A 16,004-nucleotide genomic window follows, 5' to 3' on the forward strand; every position below is an offset into this window, starting at 1 on the left:
GAGCCGGTGGACGCAGAGTCGGCCGGTGGCGGTGGCGGTGGCGGTGGCGATGCCGGTACCCGGCCGGTTGGCGCCGACGCCGTGACGGTCGGCGCGGCCGACGGCGAGCGGCTCGCGCGGGTCGCGCTGACCCGGGTCATCGAGCCCGGCGACGAACGCGGTGGCCGCTGGCTGCGCACCTACGGCGCCGTGGAGCTGATGCGGCGCCTCACCTCGCCCGAGGACCCCGATGCCCCGCTCACCGGAGCAAGCACCGCACGGCTCGCCAGCTACCGCAGACGCGCGGCCGCCGCCGACCCCGAGCGGGACCTCGCCACCCTGGCCGACATCGGCGGGCGGTTCGTCTGCCCCGGGGACGGCGAATGGCCCGGGCAGCTCGACGACCTCGGCGACGCCCGGCCCGTCGGACTCTGGCTGCGGGGCCCGGCCGACCTGCGGATATGGGCACTGAGATCGGTCGCGGTGGTCGGCGCCCGCGCCTGTACGCCCTACGGCGCCCACATGGGCGCCGGCCTCGGCGCCGGGCTCGCCGAAAAAGGCTGGGTGGTGGTGTCCGGCGCGGCGGCAGGGGTGGACGGCGCGGCCCATCGCGGCGCCCTCGCCGCGGGCGGCGCCACCATCGCCGTACTCGCCAGCGGAGTCGATGTCGTCTACCCGCGCGGCCACACGGAGTTGATCGGCCGTATCGCCGAACAGGGCGTCCTCGTGGCGGAGTTGCCGCCCGGTGACCACCCCACGCCGAGCCGGTTCATCCTGCGCAACCGCGTGATCGCCGCGCTCACCCGGGGCACGGTCGTCGTCGAGGCCGCGTACCGCAGTGGCTCCCTCGCCACCGCCCGCACCGCGCAACGCCTCGGCCGTCACACCATAGGAGTGCCCGGACCCGCCACCAGTGGACTCTCGGCCGGAGTGCACGAACTGCTGCGCGGTGAGGCCGTCCTGGTCACCGACGCCGCCGAAATCGTCGAACTCGTCGGAGAGATGGGCGAGCTCGCCCCCGCGCGCCACGGCCCCGTCCTGCCCAGAGACCTCCTCGGCCCCGCCACCGCACGCGTACTCGACGCCCTGCCAGGCCACGGCGAAGCCCCCGTACGGGCCATCGCCCGCGACGCAGCCACCACCGAGGACGAAGCGCTCAACCGGCTCTACGAACTCCACTCGCTGGGGTTCGTCGAACGTGAAGGCGACCGCTGGCGGTTGACGTCAAGCGCGCTCCGCCTGCCGGGCGCGCGGCGAGGCGGTGCTTGACCTGGAGCATTCGGGTGAAAAGGTAAGGCCGATGACCACCGAGGGCCGCATCGCAGCGCTTTCGGGGCCGACGCACCCCGCGACGGCCCCGAACCGCGCCTGCCACCCGCCGCCCCCACCGCGCAAGGTCTACCCACCCGGCGTTCGCGCACCGCGACAGCCCGGTCACGCTACGCTCACGAGGGCCCCGCATCAGAAACAGCTTCCCGCACACGTCACAGCAGAACGGCTCAAGGCAACGAATGCCCCAGCACACCTCCGGGTCTGATCGCACGGCAGCTCCCCCCGCTGCCCGCGCCGGCGGCACCGTGCGACCACCGGCGCCCTCGTCCGTCGACGAACTGTGGCGCTCGTACAAGAACAGCGGCGACGAGCGCCTGCGCGAGCAGCTGATCCTGCACTACTCACCGCTGGTGAAGTACGTCGCGGGCCGGGTGAGCGTAGGACTGCCCTCCAACGTCGAGCAGGCCGACTTCGTCTCCTCCGGAGTCTTCGGACTCATCGACGCCATCGAGAAGTTCGACATCGAACGGGCCATCAAGTTCGAGACCTACGCCATCACCCGCATCCGCGGCGCGATGATCGACGAACTCCGCGCACTCGACTGGATCCCGCGCTCCGTACGCCAGAAGGCCCGCGCCGTCGAACGCGCCTACGCCACCCTGGAAGCGCAACTGCGCCGCACCCCCTCGGAGAGCGAAGTCGCCACCGAGATGGGCATCGCCGTCGAGGAACTGCACGCCGTATTCAGCCAGTTGTCCCTCGCCAACGTGGTCGCGCTCGAAGAACTGCTGCACGTCGGCGGTGAGGGCGGCGACCGGCTCAGCCTCATGGACACTCTTGAGGACACCGCGGCCGACGACCCCGTCGAGGTCGCCGAGGGCCGCGAACTGCGGCGACTGCTCGCCCGCGCCATCAACACGCTCCCCGAGCGCGAGAAGACAGTCGTCACCCTCTACTACTACGAAGGGCTCACCCTCGCCGAGATCGGCAACGTCCTCGGGGTCACCGAGAGCCGGGTCAGCCAGATCCACACCAAATCCGTACTCCAGCTGCGGGCCAAGCTGGCCGACGTAGGCCGCTGAGCACCGCCCCGGAATCCTCCCCGCCCCCATCCGCTTACAGCGGCCCGGCCGTACAGTGGACCGGTGCCAAGGATTCGAGCGGCCTCGGTGGCCGAGCACCGCACCATGCAGCGTGCCGCACTGCTGGACGCCGCACGCGCCCTGCTGTCCGAGGGCGGCACCGAAGCCCTGACCTTCCCGGCCCTGGCCGAGCGCACCGGGCTCGCCCGGTCCTCCGTGTACGAGTACTTCCGCTCCCGGGCCGCCGTGGTGGAAGAGCTGTGCTCCGTCGACTTCCCGTTCTGGGCCGCCGACGTCGAAGCCGCGATGCAGCAGGCCGCCGACCCCGAGGGCAAGGTCGCCGCGTACGTACGCCGCCAGCTCGAACTCGTCGGCGACCGGCGCCACCGGGCCGTCGTCGCCATCTCCGCCAGCGAACTCGACGCCGGCGCCCGCGAGAAGATCCGCGCCGCCCACGGCGGCCTCATCGCCATGATCGTCGAAGCCCTCGGCGAACTCGGCCACACCCAGCCCCGACTCGCGGCCCTGCTGCTCCAGGGCGTGGTCGACGCGGCGGTGCGCCGCATCGAACTGGGCGCGGCGGAAGACCCGGCGGCCATCACGGACGCGGCGGTGGGGATGGCACTGCGGGGCGTGGTCGGCTAAATCGGCCTGTGGGGAGGGGGCCTCCCCCCCCGCCCCCCTCCCACCCCCGCCCCGCCCCCGATCACCTCACCCCCTCACCCCACCTCCACCTCCACCCCAAACACCGGCAGCAGCCGCGCATGCCCCCGCCGCACAAGAACCAGCGGGTTCAGATACGAGTCCCCCCGCCTGAGCCCCCAGTGCAGGCACCCCTCCGCGCAGTGCCACGGTCCCGCGTCCAGGACCGCGACCGGTTGCCCGGCCGTAACTCGTTCGCCCGGGTGGACCAGCGCGCGCACCGGTTCGTATGTGGTGCGCAGCGGTGGGCTTCCGGACCCGTCGAGGGTGATCGTCAGTACGCCCTGCCCCGCGACGGGGCCCGCGAAGGTGACCCGGCCCGGCGCCACCGCACGGATCTCCGTGCCCGGTGGTGCCGCCAGGTCGACGCCCCGGTGGCCGGGGCCGTACGGCGTGGCGGGCGGTTCCCAGCCCCGTTTCACCACGGGCGGACCGGGCACAGGCCACAGTCCGCCTCCGGCAAAGCCAGCAGGACGGGGCCCCGGCACCTGAACCGAGTCACCAAGGCCAGCCGGACGGGCCACCGGCACCCGAGCCGAGCCGCCGGGCCCACCCATCGACCCAGCCAGCCCACCCCCTGGCACCACAGGCCCCACCGGCCCCACAGAGGACGTGACAACCAACGCGAGCAAAGTGCAGTACGTGCGGTACATGGAAAAATGATGGCGGCCGAACCGGAATCCCGATGATCATGGGCCGGATCTGTGGATAACCAGGCCGTTGTGGATAGTGCCGTCACCCGGCACTGTCACGGTCCCGTACACTTCTTGTGGCGATCCGGGTCACCGGGTCGACTTCGCACGCCCCGCCAGTGGTCCACTTCTGATCCGTCAGAGGTCAAGGTCACCGGCCGCGTCTCTCGGTCCTTCACCTGTTCAGTCCGGTGCGGGGCACGGCGCATCGGGGCGTCAGGCGCGGCAGCCGACCGGCCGCCGCGGTAACCGAGTACCTCAAGGAGTACGGCCATGGCCGTCGTCACGATGCGGGAGCTGCTGGAGAGCGGCGTCCACTTCGGTCACCAGACCCGTCGCTGGAACCCGAAGATGAAGCGCTTCATCTTCACCGAGCGCAACGGCATCTACATCATCGACCTGCTCCAGTCGCTGTCGTACATCGACCGCGCCTACGAGTTCGTCAAGGAGACCGTCGCGCACGGCGGCTCCATCATGTTCGTGGGTACGAAGAAGCAGGCCCAGGAGGCCATCGCGGAGCAGGCGACTCGCGTGGGCATGCCCTACGTGAACCAGCGCTGGCTCGGCGGCATGCTGACCAACTTCTCCACCGTCTACAAGCGTCTGCAGCGCCTCAAGGAGCTTGAGCAGATCGACTTCGAGGACGTCGCGGCCTCGGGTCTCACCAAGAAGGAGCTCCTGGTCCTCTCGCGTGAGAAGGCCAAGCTGGAGAAGACCCTCGGTGGTATCCGCGAGATGTCGAAGGTCCCCAGCGCCGTCTGGATCGTCGACACCAAGAAGGAGCACATCGCCGTCGGTGAGGCGCGCAAGCTCCACATCCCGGTCGTCGCGATCCTCGACACCAACTGTGACCCCGACGAGGTCGACTACAAGATCCCGGGCAACGACGACGCGATCCGCTCCGTCACCCTGCTCACCCGCGTGATCGCCGACGCCGTCGCCGAGGGCCTCATCGCCCGTTCCGGCGTCGCCACCGGTGACTCGAAGCCGGGCGAGAAGGCCGCCGGCGAGCCGCTCGCCGAGTGGGAGCGCGACCTGCTCGAGGGCGACAAGAAGGCCGATGACGCCGAGGCCCCCGCGGCCGAGGCTCCGGCCGCCGAGGCCGAGAAGCCGGCCGAGGCCGCTGCGGAGGCTCCGGCCGCCGAGGCGCCGGCCGCGGACGCCGAGCAGGCCTGACCTTCGGGTCCACGCTTCGGTGATGACGGCGGGGGCACACGCTGTGCCCCCGCCGTCACCCCGTAGCCCCGTAGATCTTTCAGACTTCGAGTCAGACTTCGAGAGAGAAACACAGACTCATGGCGAACTACACCGCCGCTGACGTCAAGAAGCTCCGCGAGCTCACCGGCGCCGGCATGATGGACTGCAAGAAGGCGCTGGACGAGGCCGAGGGCAACGTCGACAAGGCCGTCGAGGCGCTGCGCATCAAGGGCCAGAAGGGCGTCGCCAAGCGCGAGGGCCGTTCCGCCGAGAACGGTGCCGTGGTCTCCCTCCTCGCCGAGGACAACACCTCCGGTGTCCTCCTCGAGCTGAAGTGCGAGACGGACTTCGTCGCCAAGGGCGAGAAGTTCCAGGCCACCGCCGCCGCGCTCGCCGCGCACGTCGCCGCGACCTCCCCGGCCGACCTGGAGGCGCTGCTCGCCTCCGAGATCGAGGCCGGCAAGACCGTCCAGGCGTACGTCGACGAGGCCAACGCCAACCTGGGCGAGAAGATCGTCCTGGACCGCTTCGCGCAGTACGCCGACGGTTTCGTCTTCGCGTACATGCACCGCACCATGCCCGACCTGCCGCCGCAGATCGGTGTCCTGGTCGAGCTGGACAAGGCCGACGCCGACGTCGCCAAGGGCATCGCCCAGCACATCGCCGCGTTCGCGCCGAAGTGGCTGTCCCGCGAGGACGTCCCGGCCGAGGTCGTCGAGACCGAGCGTCGTGTCGCCGAGGAGACCACGCGCGCCGAGGGCAAGCCCGAGGCCGCGCTCCCGAAGATCGTCGAGGGTCGTGTCAACGGCTTCTTCAAGGACGCCACCCTTCTTGGCCAGCCGTACGCGCTGGACAACAAGAAGTCGGTCCAGAAGGTTCTGGACGAGGCCGGTGTCACCCTGAAGCGCTTCACGCGCATCAAGGTCGGCATCTGAGTCCGTCCAGCGATCGACGGAAGACCTGGCTGGGACCAGCTAGGGTCTGAGGCAGTCGTCGGCCGCGCTCGCGACGGACGACCGCAGATCTGACGAGGAGGCCATTGCCGCTCAGGGACACAGCACCCACCGGCAATGGCCTTCTTCGTATGTGTACGAGGAGATCCCCATGAATCAGGGCGCGGACGCCGCCACCCAGGCTGACCACAAGCGCGACGACGGCAAGGTCACCGGACGCTTCATGCTGAAGCTCTCCGGTGAGGCGTTCGCCGGCGGAGGGGGTCTCGGTGTGGACCCCGACGTCGTGCACGCGATCGCCCGCGAGATCGCCGCGGTCGTACGGGACGGCGCGCAGATCGCCGTCGTCATCGGCGGCGGAAACTTCTTCCGCGGCGCAGAGCTGCAGCAGCGCGGCATGGACCGGGCCCGCTCCGACTACATGGGCATGCTCGGCACCGTCATGAACTGCCTCGCCCTCCAGGACTTCCTGGAGAAGGAGGGCATCGATTCCCGGGTCCAGACCGCCATCACCATGGGCCAGGTCGCGGAGCCGTACATTCCGCTGCGCGCCGTGCGCCACCTGGAGAAGGGTCGCGTCGTCATCTTCGGCGCGGGCATGGGCATGCCGTACTTCTCCACCGACACCACCGCCGCCCAGCGCGCCCTGGAGATCGACGCCGAGGCCATGCTGATGGGCAAGAACGGGGTCGACGGGGTCTACGACTCCGACCCGCGCGTCAACCCGGACGCCGTGAAGTTCGACGCGCTGGAGTACGGCGAGGTCATCACCCGCGACCTGAAGGTGGCGGACATGACCGCCATCACCCTGTGCCGCGACAACAACCTCCCCATCCTCGTCTTCGAACTGCTCGCCGAGGGCAATATCGCGCGTGCGGTCAAGGGTGAGAAGATCGGCACTCTCGTGAGCGACCAGGGCACCCGGGCCTGACCGGGGGATGGACAATCCCCTGACGGTCGGACACCGTGCAGGGAAAGACGCGGGTTTACGCAGGGCCATGAGCTCGCTGAGAACTCCCGGCCCACTCAAGACATGCAGGAGCAAGTGGTGATCGAAGAAATCCTCCTCGAGGCCGAGGAGAAGATGGAGAAGGCCGTCGTGGTCGCCAAGGAGGACTTCGCCGCGATCCGCACCGGGCGTGCGCACCCGGCGATGTTCAACAAGATCGTGGCGGACTACTACGGCGCGCTGACGCCGATCAACCAGCTGGCCTCGTTCTCGGTGCCGGAGCCGCGCATGGCCGTGGTGACCCCGTTCGACAAGAGCGCGCTGCGCAACATCGAGCAGGCGATCCGCGACTCGGACCTCGGCGTCAACCCGAGCAACGACGGCAGCATCATCCGGGTGAACTTCCCGGAGCTGACGGAGGAGCGCCGCCGCGACTACATCAAGGTCGCGCGCACCAAGGCCGAGGACTCCAAGGTGTCGATCCGCTCCGTGCGCCGCAAGGCGAAGGACGGCCTCGACAAGCTCGTCAAGGACAAGGAGTCCGGCGAGGACGAGGTCCGCCGTGCGGAGAAGGAGCTCGACGACACCACCGCGAAGTACGTCGCGCAGGTGGACGAGCTGCTCAAGCACAAGGAAGCCGAGCTGCTCGAGGTCTGATGAACGACTCTTCCTGGGGGGCTCCGCCGCGACCTGAGCACTGGGGGCCGCCCGACCAGGGGCCTTCCCAGGAGGTGCCGTCGGCGGGTCCTGCTTACGATGCGTATGACGCCCCGTCCCGGACGCAGCCCATGCCCATCGTGCCCGATGCGGGACCGGCCACCGAAGACCGCGAAGCACGTGAAAGGGGGACCGCTCGGCTGAGCGGGCCCCTGTTCCGCGAAGAGACGCCGCAGGAGCCCATGCCCAGCTCGGTACCACCTTCGACTCCGCAGCAGCCGCAGCGGCCCGCGCAGCCGGAGAAGAAGCGGGCCGGACGCGACCTGCGGGCCGCGATAGGGGTCGGCGTCGGGCTCGGCGCGGTCATCCTGGCCTCGCTGTTCGTGGTCAAGGCCGTCTTCGTCGGCGTGATCGCGGTCGCGGTCGTCGTCGGGCTGTGGGAGCTCACCTCCCGCCTCGACGAGCGCAAGGGCATCAAGGCTCCGCTGGTGCCGCTCGCGGTGGGCGGCGCGGCGATGGTCGTCGCCGGCTACGCGCGCGGTGCCGAGGGCGCCTGGGTCGCGATGGCGCTGACCGCGCTCGCGGTGCTGGTGTGGCGGATGACGGAGAAGCCCGAGGGCTACCTCAAGGACGTCACGGCGGGCGTTTTCGCGGCGTTCTACGTGCCGTTCCTGGCCACGTTCGTCGCGATGATGCTGACCGCCGACGACGGGCCGTGGCGGGTGTTCGTCTTCCTGCTGCTGACCGTGGTCAGCGACACCGGCGCGTACGCGGTCGGCTGGCGCTTCGGCAAGACCAAGCTGGCGCCGCGCATCAGCCCCGGAAAGACCCGTGAGGGCCTGCTCGGCGCGGTGACGTTCGCGATGGCGGCGGGCGCGGTGTGCATGCAGTTCCTCATCGACGACGGCCAGTGGTGGCAGGGCCTGCTCCTGGGCCTCGCGGTCGCGGCCAGCGCCACGCTCGGCGACCTCGGCGAGTCGATGATCAAGCGGGACCTCGGCATCAAGGACATGGGCACGCTGCTGCCGGGCCACGGCGGCATCATGGACCGCCTGGACTCCCTGCTGCCCACGGCACCCGTGGTGTGGCTGCTGCTCGTCATCTTCGTCGGCGGCAGCTGACCTGCTGTTCTTACGGTTCGGGGCTCGTTGTCCACAGGACGGCGAGCCCCTTTCCGTATGTCTGAGACACTGGTGGGACCATGCCGAAGCCCGGAGAACTCACTTTCGTCGCCCCCCGCGGAGCCAAGAAGCCGCCGCGGCACCTCGCCGACCTCTCGCCCGCCGAGCGCAAAGAGGCTGTCGCCGCGATCGGCGAGAAGCCGTTCCGCGCCAAGCAGCTCTCGCAGCACTACTTCGCGCGGTACGCGCACGACCCGGCCCAGTGGACCGACATCCCGGCGGGCGCGCGCGCCAGGCTCCAGGAGGAGCTGCTGCCGGACCTGATGTCGGTGGTGCGGCACATCTCGTGCGACGACGACACCACCCGTAAGACGCTGTGGCGCCTGCACGACGGGACGCTCGTCGAGTCGGTGCTCATGCGCTACCCGGACCGGGTCACCATGTGCATCTCCTCGCAGGCGGGCTGCGGCATGAACTGCCCGTTCTGCGCGACCGGCCAGGCGGGCCTGGACCGCAACCTGTCGACCGCCGAGATCGTCCACCAGATCGTCGACGGCATGCGCGCGCTGCGCGACGGCGAGGTCCCCGGCGGCCCGGCACGCCTGTCGAACATCGTCTTCATGGGCATGGGCGAGCCGCTCGCCAACTACAAGCGGGTCGTCGGCGCGATACGCCGCCTCACCGACCCCGAGCCGGACGGCCTGGGCCTGTCCCAGCGCGGCATCACCGTCTCCACCGTCGGCCTGGTCCCGGCGATGCACCGCTTCGCCGACGAGGGCTTCAAGTGCCGCCTCGCCGTGTCGCTGCACGCCCCCGACGACGAGCTGCGCGACACGCTCGTGCCGGTCAACACCCGGTGGAAGGTCCGCGAGGTCCTGGACGCCGCCTGGGAGTACGCGGAGAAGTCGGGCCGCCGTATCTCCATCGAGTACGCGCTGATCCGCGACATCAACGACCAGGCCTGGCGTGGTGACCTCCTCGGCCGCCTTCTCAAGGGCAAGCGGGTCCACGTCAACCTGATCCCGCTGAACCCGACGCCCGGCTCCAAGTGGACCGCCTCGCGCCCCGAGGACGAGAAGGCGTTCGTCGAGGCGATCGCCGCCCACGGTGTGCCGGTGACCGTGCGCGACACCCGTGGCCAGGAGATCGACGGAGCGTGCGGTCAGCTCGCCGCGTCCGAGAGGTAGTCTGGGCTCGAAAATCTGCATATTCCGACAGGGGAGCGCCACAGCGCTGAGAGTGCGACACCGTCAGGTCGCAGACCCTCTGAACCTTGCCCAGGTCATTCTGGGTAGGAAGTTCGGTCATCACTCAAGCTGTTGCGCCCTGCCCACCGGCCGCCCGCTCGGGCCCGGTGGGCAGGGCCGCGTCTCTTCCTGGTCATGTCCAGGAGGAAGAAATGAGCAGTACCAAGAAGCTGGCGGCAAGCGCGCTCGCCGCCGCCCTCGGCGTCAGTACGCTCGCCGCGTGCGGCGGCAAGTCCGACAGCGGCTCGAAGTCCGACGGCGGCACCAAGTCCAAGACCGTCACGCTGGTCAGCCATGACTCGTTCGCCGCCTCCGACGCCGTGCTCAAGGAGTTCACGGCGCAGACCGGCTACACGGTCAAGGTCCTCAAGAGCGGCGACGCGGGCGCCGCCCTCAACCAGGAGATCCTCACCAAGGGCTCCCCGCGCGGCGACGTCTTCTTCGGCGTCGACAACACCCTGCTCTCCCGCGCCCTCGACAACGGGATCTTCACCCCGTACACGGCCAAGGGCCTGGACCGGGTGGCCGCCGACGTACAGCTCGACAAGGACAAGCACCGGGTCACGCCCATCGACTCCGGCGACATCTGCGTCAACTACGACAAGAAGTACTTCGCGGACAAGAAGCTGACGCCGCCGAGCTCCTTCGACGACCTGATCAAGCCCGAGTACAAGAACCTGCTGGTCACGGAGAACGTCGCCACCTCCTCGCCCGGCCTCGGCTTCCTGCTCGGCTCGATCGCCAAGTACGGCGACGAGGGCTGGCAGGACTACTGGAAGAAGCTGAAGGCCAACGGCGTCAAGGTCGACGACGGCTGGGAGCAGGCCTACAACCAGGACTTCTCCGGCTCGGCCGGCGGCAAGAAGGCCAAGGCGGAGCGCCCGCTGGTCGTCAGCTACGCCTCCAGCCCGCCCGCCGAGGTCGTCTACGCCAAGCCGCAGCCCACCGAGGCCCCCACCGCCGTCGCCACCGGCACCTGCTTCCGCCAGACCGAGTTCGCGGGCCTGCTCAAGGGCGCCAAGAACGAGGCCGGCGGCAAGGCACTCCTCGACTTCCTGATCACCAAGAAGTTCCAGGAGGACATGCCGCTGAACATGTTCGTGAACCCGGTGGTCAAGGACGCGGCCCTGCCCGAGGTCTTCACCAAGTTCGGCGCCGCCTCCAGCGAGAAGCACGACGTGGCCCCCGACAAGATCTCCAAGAACCGTGAGCAGTGGGTCAAGACGTGGTCCTCGCTCGTGCTGAAGTAGTACGCGCCTCCCGTGCGAAGAGGGCGCGGGCGAACGCGGTGCGGCTGGGGCTCATGGCCCTGCCGCTCGCGTTCTTCGCGCTCTTCTTCGCCTGGCCCGTCGCCGCCATCGTGGGGCGCGGGCTGCGGGTGGACGGAGTCTGGCAGTTCGGCCGGATCGGCGAGGTGGTCACCGAGCCCGACATCGGGCACGTCCTGTGGTTCACCACCTGGCAGGCCCTCGCCTCCACCGCGCTCACCCTGCTGATCGCGCTGCCCGCCGCCTATGTCTTCGCGCGCCTCGACTTTCCCGGACGCCACCTGCTGCGGGCGGTGGTGACCGTCCCGTTCGTGCTGCCGACGGTCGTCGTCGGCACCGCGTTCCTGGCGCTGCTCGGCCGGGGCGGATTGCTCGACCAGCTGTGGGGCGTACGCCTGGACACGACGGTGTGGGCGATCCTGCTCGCGCACGTCTTCTTCAACTACGCGGTCGTCGTGCGCACGGTCGGGGGCCTGTGGGCGCAGCTCGACCCGCGTCAGGAGGAGGCCGCGCGGGTGCTCGGCGCCTCTCGGTTCGCCGCCTGGCGCCAGGTCACGCTGCCCGCGCTCGCGCCCGCCGTGTCGGCGGCGGCGCTGATGGTCTTCCTGTTCACCTTCACCTCGTTCGGCGTCGTGCAGATCCTCGGCGGGCCGATGTTCTCGACCCTTGAGGTCGAGATCTACCGGCAGACCGCCGAACTGCTGGACCTGCCGACGGCCGCCGTGCTCACCCTCGTCCAGTTCGCGGCGGTCGGCGCGATCCTCGCCGTGCACGCGCGCACCGTACGGCGCCGCGAGAGCACGCTGAAGCTGGTGGACCCGGCGCAGACCGCGCGGCGCCCGCGCGGCGCCGGGCAGTGGACGCTGCTCGCCTCCGTCCTCGCCGTCATCGCGCTGCTGATCCTGCTGCCGCTCGGCGTCCTGATCACCCGCTCTCTGGACACCCCCGACGGCTACGGCTTCGGCTACTACAGCTCCCTCCAATCGGTGGGCGCGGGCGGCACGTTCCTGGTGCCGCCGCTCGAAGCCGTCTGGAACTCCGTGCAGTACGCGCTCGCCGCCACCGCCATCGCGGTCGTCATCGGGGGACTCGCGGCCGCGGCCCTGGCGCGGCGCGGCGGACGCCTGGTGCGCGGCTTCGACGCGCTGCTGATGCTGCCGCTCGGGGTGTCGGCGGTGACCGTCGGCTTCGGCTTCCTGATCACCCTGGACAAACCGCCGCTCGACCTGCGCACCTCCTGGATCCTGGTGCCGCTGGCGCAGGCATTGGTGGGCGTGCCGTTCGTCGTACGCACCATGCTCCCCGTCCTGCGGGCGGTGGACGCGCGGCTGCGCGAGGCGGCGGCCGTGCTCGGCGCGTCCCCGCTGCGCGCCTGGCGGGAAGTGGATCTGCCGCTGGTGCGGCGGGCGCTGCTGATCGCGGCGGGGTTCGCGTTCGCCGTCTCCCTCGGCGAGTTCGGCGCGACCGTCTTCATCGCGCGCCCTGACCGCCCGACCCTGCCGGTCGCGGTCGCCCGCCTCCTCGGCCGGGCCGGAGATCTCAACTACGGCCAGGCGATGGCGCTGAGCACGATTTTGATGGTGGTGTGCGCGGTGGCCCTGCTGGCCCTCGAACGCCTACGTACGGACCGGACCGGAGAGTTCTGATGCTGAAGCTGGACGGGGTGACGGTCCGGTTCGGCGAGCGGGCGGCGCTCGACGCGGTGGACCTGGAGGTCGCCGACCACGAGACCGTGTGCGTGCTCGGCCCCAGCGGCAGCGGCAAGTCGACGCTGCTGCGGGTCGTCGCCGGGCTCCAGGCGGTCGACTGCGGGCGGGTGCTGCTCGGGGGCGCCGACCAGGCGGGCGTGCCGGTGCACCGGCGGGGCGTGGGCCTGATGTTCCAGGACCACCAGCTGTTCCCGCAGCGGGACGTGGCCGGCAACGTCGGCTTCGGGCTGCGCATGCGCGGGGTCGGGCGCGCTGAACAGGCGCGGCGGGTCGCGGAGTTGCTGGAGCTCGTCGGGCTGCCGGGGGCCGGGAAGCGGGCGGTGGCCGCGCTGTCGGGCGGTGAGCAGCAGCGGGTGGCGCTGGCGCGCGCGCTCGCGCCGGAGCCTCGGCTGCTGATGCTGGACGAGCCGCTCGGTCAGCTGGACCGTACGCTACGGGAACGTCTCGTCGTCGAACTTCGTTCCCTGTTCGGGCAGTTGGGTACGACCGTGCTCGCGGTCACCCACGACCAGGGCGAGGCGTTCGCGCTCGCCGACCGGGTCGTGGTGATGCGCGAGGGCCGCATCGCGCAGACCGGCACGCCGCTGGAGGTGTGGCGGCATCCCGCGTCCGAGTTCGTGGCGCGCTTCCTCGGCTTCGAGAACGTGGTGGCGGCGACGGTGTCGGGGGCGGTGGCGGACACGGAGTGGGGCGAGGTGCCGGTCCCGGCGGACTCCCCGCAGGGCTCGGCCCGGTTGCTGGTCCGCCCGGCGGGGGTGCGGGTCGCGGCGGACGGGTTGCGGTGCGAGGTGCTGGCGCGCACGTTCCGGGGCAACCATGTGGCGGTACGGCTGCGGCCGGAGTCCGGGGCGGTCCTTGAGGTGGAGTGCGCGCTGCGGGATGCGCCGGAGGTGGGGGAGCGGGTGGGGGTGTCGTTCTTGGCGGACGAGGTGGTGGTGTTGGCGGGGTAGGTTCTGGGGGCTTCGCCCCCAGGCCCCCAGCGGGGCTGCGCCCCTGCACCCCCTCGCCCCTGCGCCCCGCCCCCGCCCCGGCTAGCCCACGCGTTCCGGTACGGCTGCCGGCGTCTCCTCCGCCGGCTCCACCCCGTGCGCCCCCTCCGACCCGAACCACGCCACCGCCACCGCGCCCGCGACCGCCAGGACGAAGCCGAGGACCGCCATCCAGGCGAAGCCCTCGCGGGAGGCGTCGCCGAGCCAGAGGACGCCTATCGCGCCCGGGAGGACCGTTTCGCCTACTACCAGGGCCGCTGTCGCGCCGTTGACCGAGCCGATCTGGAGGGCGACCGTGTGCAGGTACATGCCGCCGCAGCCGGCGATGAGGATCGCGTAGAGGGCCGGGTCGGCGAGGAGTTCGCCGAGGTCGAAGGGGTCGACGCCGTTCAGGACGCGTACGCCCACGCCCAGCGCGCCGAAGCCGAGCCCCGACAGCAGGCCCGCCAGGATCGCGGCGCGGGCGCCGAGCAGGCGTACCGCCACCGCGCCGCCCGCCATCAGCACCACCGACACCACCAGCAGCCACCAGTGCGTGGCCAGCGGCGTGTGGCCGCTGCCCTCCGCGCCCGCCGCCGTCGCCAGCAGCACCAACGCCGAGCACACCACGGCTATCGAGCCCCACTCGGCACGGCTCAGCCGTATCCCGAGCAGCTTCACGCTCAGGACCGCCGTGATCACCAAGTTCGCGCTGATCACCGTCTGGGAGAGGAACAAAGGCAAGAGGCGGGCTGCCAGGGCTCCCAGCGCGAAGCCCACGAAGTCCAGTGCCGTGCCGACCATGAACTCCCATGTCATCGCCGCCTTCGCGGTCGACGACAGGCTGGGGCCGCCGTGCTGGGTGCGGGCCGTCGCCGCCGCCTCGCGGCGCGCGGACTTGCGGGATCCGACGGCTTGCAGGACCGAGCCCGTGCCGTAACAGATCGAGGCCGCGATCGCGGTCAGTAGGCCGATCAGCACCAAAAGCTCCGTTCCATGGGGTTACGTCCTGCTCAAAGGGCAGACGTCAGCCGCGCGCCGCGCGTTGCCTTGACGTCGCCTTGGTGATCTAGGCGTTATACGGGCGTACCGAGCGTGGTGCGGTTACGCTCCCAGGCGCGTCAGCGCCTCCGGGGCCTCGTCCACCGAGTCCACCAGCGCGATCCGCGCCGCCATCGGGCGCTCCTTCGCCAGCGCCTGGAGCAGCGGCCAGACCGGCAGGTGCTCGGTCCAGTGCGCCCGGTTGACCAGCACCATCGGGGTCGGGGCGCCGCGCGAGCCGTAGTAGTTCGGGGTCGCGTTGTCGAAGATCTCCTGTACGGTGCCGGCCGCGCCCGGCAGGAAGACGACGCCCGCCGTGGAGCGGGCGAGCAGGCCGTCCTCGCGGGTGGCGTTGGCGAAGTACTTGCCGATGTGGCTGGCGAACGCGTTCGGCGGCTCGTGGCCGTAGAACCAGGTGGGGATGCCGACCGACTCGCCGCCCCGGGGATGGCGCCTGCGTACCGCGAAGGCCGCCCGGGCCCAGTCGGAGACGGACGGGGTGAACGACGGCACCCCGGCGAGGAGTTCGAGCGCCTCGCCGAGCATCGCGTCGCGGAACGGCGCGGCGTACGCGCCGAGGTTGGCGGCCTCCATCGCGCCCGGCCCGCCGCCGGTGGCGACCGTGTAGCCGTGCCGGGTCAGGGTGCGTCCGAGCCGCGCGGCCCCCGCGTACTCCTCGCTGCCCCGGCCCATCGCGTGCCCGCCCATCACGCCCACGACCCGCGCCCCGGCGAGGTATTCGTCGAGCGCGTCCGAGACCGAGTCGTCGTGGATCGAGCGCAGCATCGACGCGAAGATGTCGCCGTCGGAACGGGTGCGCTGGAACCAGGCGTACGAGCGGGCGTCGGGGGTGCGGTCGTAGCCGTCGTCGACGCCGTCGAACAGCTCGTCGGGGGTGTAGAGCAGACCCCGGTACGGGTCGAACGGCAGGTCGGGGACGGGCGGGAAGACCAGTGCGCCGTCGGCCCGCACCTTGGCGGTGGCGTCCGGCGCCATCCGGCAGCCAAGGAAAACCGCGCCCGCGGTGTCGGTGGCCAGGAGCGCGAACGTACGGTCCGTCAGATCGAGGGACTGCAGGCGGTATCCGACGAGCGTGCCGCCCGTGACGACCTCGTCGAACTCGGCGACGGACTCGATCTCCCGGTCCCGCGCCGCGCGAAGACCTGC

At 70.8% G+C, this 16,004-nt stretch carries 15 protein-coding genes and 1 riboswitch; of the genes, 12 read left to right on the forward strand and 3 right to left on the reverse strand.

What is annotated here, in order from left to right:
* Positions 1 to 6: 6 nt before the first annotated feature.
* The 3 genes from dprA to BG418_RS20135 all read left to right on the forward strand — a co-directional run bounded on the left by dprA (position 7) and on the right by BG418_RS20135 (position 2,978).
* The gene (gene dprA / locus BG418_RS20125) at positions 7 to 1,248 is read left to right on the forward strand and encodes a DNA-processing protein DprA (protein ID WP_398999514.1); all 1,242 of its coding nucleotides are present in this window, start codon (positions 7 to 9) and stop codon (positions 1,246 to 1,248) included.
* A 242-nt stretch (positions 1,249 to 1,490) separates the two neighbouring features.
* Positions 1,491 to 2,333, forward strand: coding sequence for an RNA polymerase sigma factor WhiG (gene whiG, locus BG418_RS20130; RefSeq protein WP_188275314.1), 843 nt, complete (start codon positions 1,491 to 1,493; stop codon positions 2,331 to 2,333).
* 87 nt (positions 2,334 to 2,420) lie between these two features.
* Positions 2,421 to 2,978, forward strand: coding sequence for a TetR family transcriptional regulator (locus BG418_RS20135; RefSeq protein WP_188275352.1), 558 nt, complete (start codon positions 2,421 to 2,423; stop codon positions 2,976 to 2,978).
* A gap of 74 nt (positions 2,979 to 3,052) precedes the next feature.
* On the opposite strand, the gene BG418_RS20140 is transcribed toward BG418_RS20135, so the two are convergent.
* Positions 3,053 to 3,475, reverse strand: a complete 423-nt coding sequence (locus BG418_RS20140; protein WP_398999518.1) for a murein hydrolase activator EnvC family protein — start codon at positions 3,473 to 3,475, stop codon at positions 3,053 to 3,055.
* 525 nt (positions 3,476 to 4,000) lie between these two features.
* On the opposite strand from BG418_RS20140, the gene rpsB reads away from it, so the two are divergent.
* The 9 genes from rpsB (at position 4,001) to BG418_RS20185 (ending at position 13,778) form a co-directional block, all read left to right on the forward strand.
* Positions 4,001 to 4,903: a 30S ribosomal protein S2 gene (gene rpsB, locus BG418_RS20145; RefSeq protein WP_188275316.1), complete on the forward strand. Its 903-nt coding sequence runs from the start codon at positions 4,001 to 4,003 to the stop codon at positions 4,901 to 4,903.
* A 119-nt stretch (positions 4,904 to 5,022) separates the two neighbouring features.
* Positions 5,023 to 5,859, forward strand: coding sequence for a translation elongation factor Ts (tsf, locus tag BG418_RS20150; protein ID WP_188275317.1), 837 nt, complete (start codon positions 5,023 to 5,025; stop codon positions 5,857 to 5,859).
* A gap of 169 nt (positions 5,860 to 6,028) precedes the next feature.
* Positions 6,029 to 6,808, forward strand: coding sequence for a UMP kinase (gene pyrH / locus BG418_RS20155; protein ID WP_188275318.1), 780 nt, complete (start codon positions 6,029 to 6,031; stop codon positions 6,806 to 6,808).
* Positions 6,809 to 6,925: 117 nt separating this feature from the next.
* Positions 6,926 to 7,483 (forward strand): ribosome recycling factor, encoded by a 558-nt coding sequence (gene frr / locus BG418_RS20160; protein WP_188275319.1) that lies wholly within the window; start codon positions 6,926 to 6,928, stop codon positions 7,481 to 7,483.
* Positions 7,483 to 8,604, forward strand: coding sequence for a phosphatidate cytidylyltransferase (locus tag BG418_RS20165; protein WP_188275320.1), 1,122 nt, complete (start codon positions 7,483 to 7,485; stop codon positions 8,602 to 8,604). Before frr ends, BG418_RS20165 begins: the two co-directional genes overlap by 1 nt.
* Before the next feature lie 80 nt (positions 8,605 to 8,684).
* Positions 8,685 to 9,791, forward strand: coding sequence for a 23S rRNA (adenine(2503)-C(2))-methyltransferase RlmN (gene rlmN / locus BG418_RS20170; RefSeq protein ID WP_188275321.1), 1,107 nt, complete (start codon positions 8,685 to 8,687; stop codon positions 9,789 to 9,791).
* Between the two features lie 19 nt (positions 9,792 to 9,810).
* A riboswitch (TPP riboswitch) is annotated at positions 9,811 to 9,920 on the forward strand.
* An 83-nt stretch (positions 9,921 to 10,003) separates the two neighbouring features.
* Positions 10,004 to 11,101 (forward strand): thiamine ABC transporter substrate binding subunit, encoded by a 1,098-nt coding sequence (locus BG418_RS20175; protein WP_188275322.1) that lies wholly within the window; start codon positions 10,004 to 10,006, stop codon positions 11,099 to 11,101.
* A gap of 53 nt (positions 11,102 to 11,154) precedes the next feature.
* Complete coding sequence (locus tag BG418_RS20180) at positions 11,155 to 12,765, forward strand: iron ABC transporter permease (protein ID WP_188275323.1); 1,611 nt, start codon at positions 11,155 to 11,157, stop codon at positions 12,763 to 12,765.
* Complete coding sequence (locus BG418_RS20185; protein WP_188275324.1) at positions 12,765 to 13,778, forward strand: ABC transporter ATP-binding protein; 1,014 nt, start codon at positions 12,765 to 12,767, stop codon at positions 13,776 to 13,778. Before BG418_RS20180 ends, BG418_RS20185 begins: the two co-directional genes overlap by 1 nt.
* An 81-nt stretch (positions 13,779 to 13,859) precedes the next feature.
* Here BG418_RS20185 and BG418_RS20190 read toward each other — a convergent pair whose 3' ends face one another.
* Both BG418_RS20190 and BG418_RS20195 read right to left on the reverse strand, forming a co-directional pair.
* Positions 13,860 to 14,777: a hypothetical protein gene (locus tag BG418_RS20190; RefSeq protein WP_317453701.1), complete on the reverse strand. Its 918-nt coding sequence runs from the start codon at positions 14,775 to 14,777 to the stop codon at positions 13,860 to 13,862.
* 123 nt (positions 14,778 to 14,900) lie between these two features.
* Positions 14,901 to 15,974, reverse strand: coding sequence for an LOG family protein (locus BG418_RS20195; protein ID WP_317453703.1), 1,074 nt, complete (start codon positions 15,972 to 15,974; stop codon positions 14,901 to 14,903).
* Positions 15,975 to 16,004 lie beyond the last annotated feature (30 nt).

The organism is Streptomyces sp. CBMA152 (assembly GCF_014596475.1).
In the GTDB taxonomy this organism is placed as follows: domain Bacteria; phylum Actinomycetota; class Actinomycetes; order Streptomycetales; family Streptomycetaceae; genus Streptomyces.

Excerpts from the sequence above, each read along its gene's own strand:
- whiG (WP_188275314.1), top strand. The coding sequence starts at position 1,491 with ATGCCCCAGCACACCTCCGGGTCTGATCGCACGGCAGCTCCCCCCGCT.
- rlmN (WP_188275321.1), top strand. The coding sequence starts at position 8,685 with ATGCCGAAGCCCGGAGAACTCACTTTCGTCGCCCCCCGCGGAGCCAAG.
- tsf (WP_188275317.1), top strand. The coding sequence starts at position 5,023 with ATGGCGAACTACACCGCCGCTGACGTCAAGAAGCTCCGCGAGCTCACC.
- BG418_RS20165 (WP_188275320.1), top strand. The coding sequence starts at position 7,483 with ATGAACGACTCTTCCTGGGGGGCTCCGCCGCGACCTGAGCACTGGGGG.
- BG418_RS20180 (WP_188275323.1), top strand. The coding sequence starts at position 11,155 with ATGGCCCTGCCGCTCGCGTTCTTCGCGCTCTTCTTCGCCTGGCCCGTC.
- BG418_RS20175 (WP_188275322.1), top strand. The coding sequence starts at position 10,004 with ATGAGCAGTACCAAGAAGCTGGCGGCAAGCGCGCTCGCCGCCGCCCTC.
- rpsB (WP_188275316.1), top strand. The coding sequence starts at position 4,001 with ATGGCCGTCGTCACGATGCGGGAGCTGCTGGAGAGCGGCGTCCACTTC.
- BG418_RS20185 (WP_188275324.1), top strand. The coding sequence starts at position 12,765 with ATGCTGAAGCTGGACGGGGTGACGGTCCGGTTCGGCGAGCGGGCGGCG.
- pyrH (WP_188275318.1), top strand. The coding sequence starts at position 6,029 with ATGAATCAGGGCGCGGACGCCGCCACCCAGGCTGACCACAAGCGCGAC.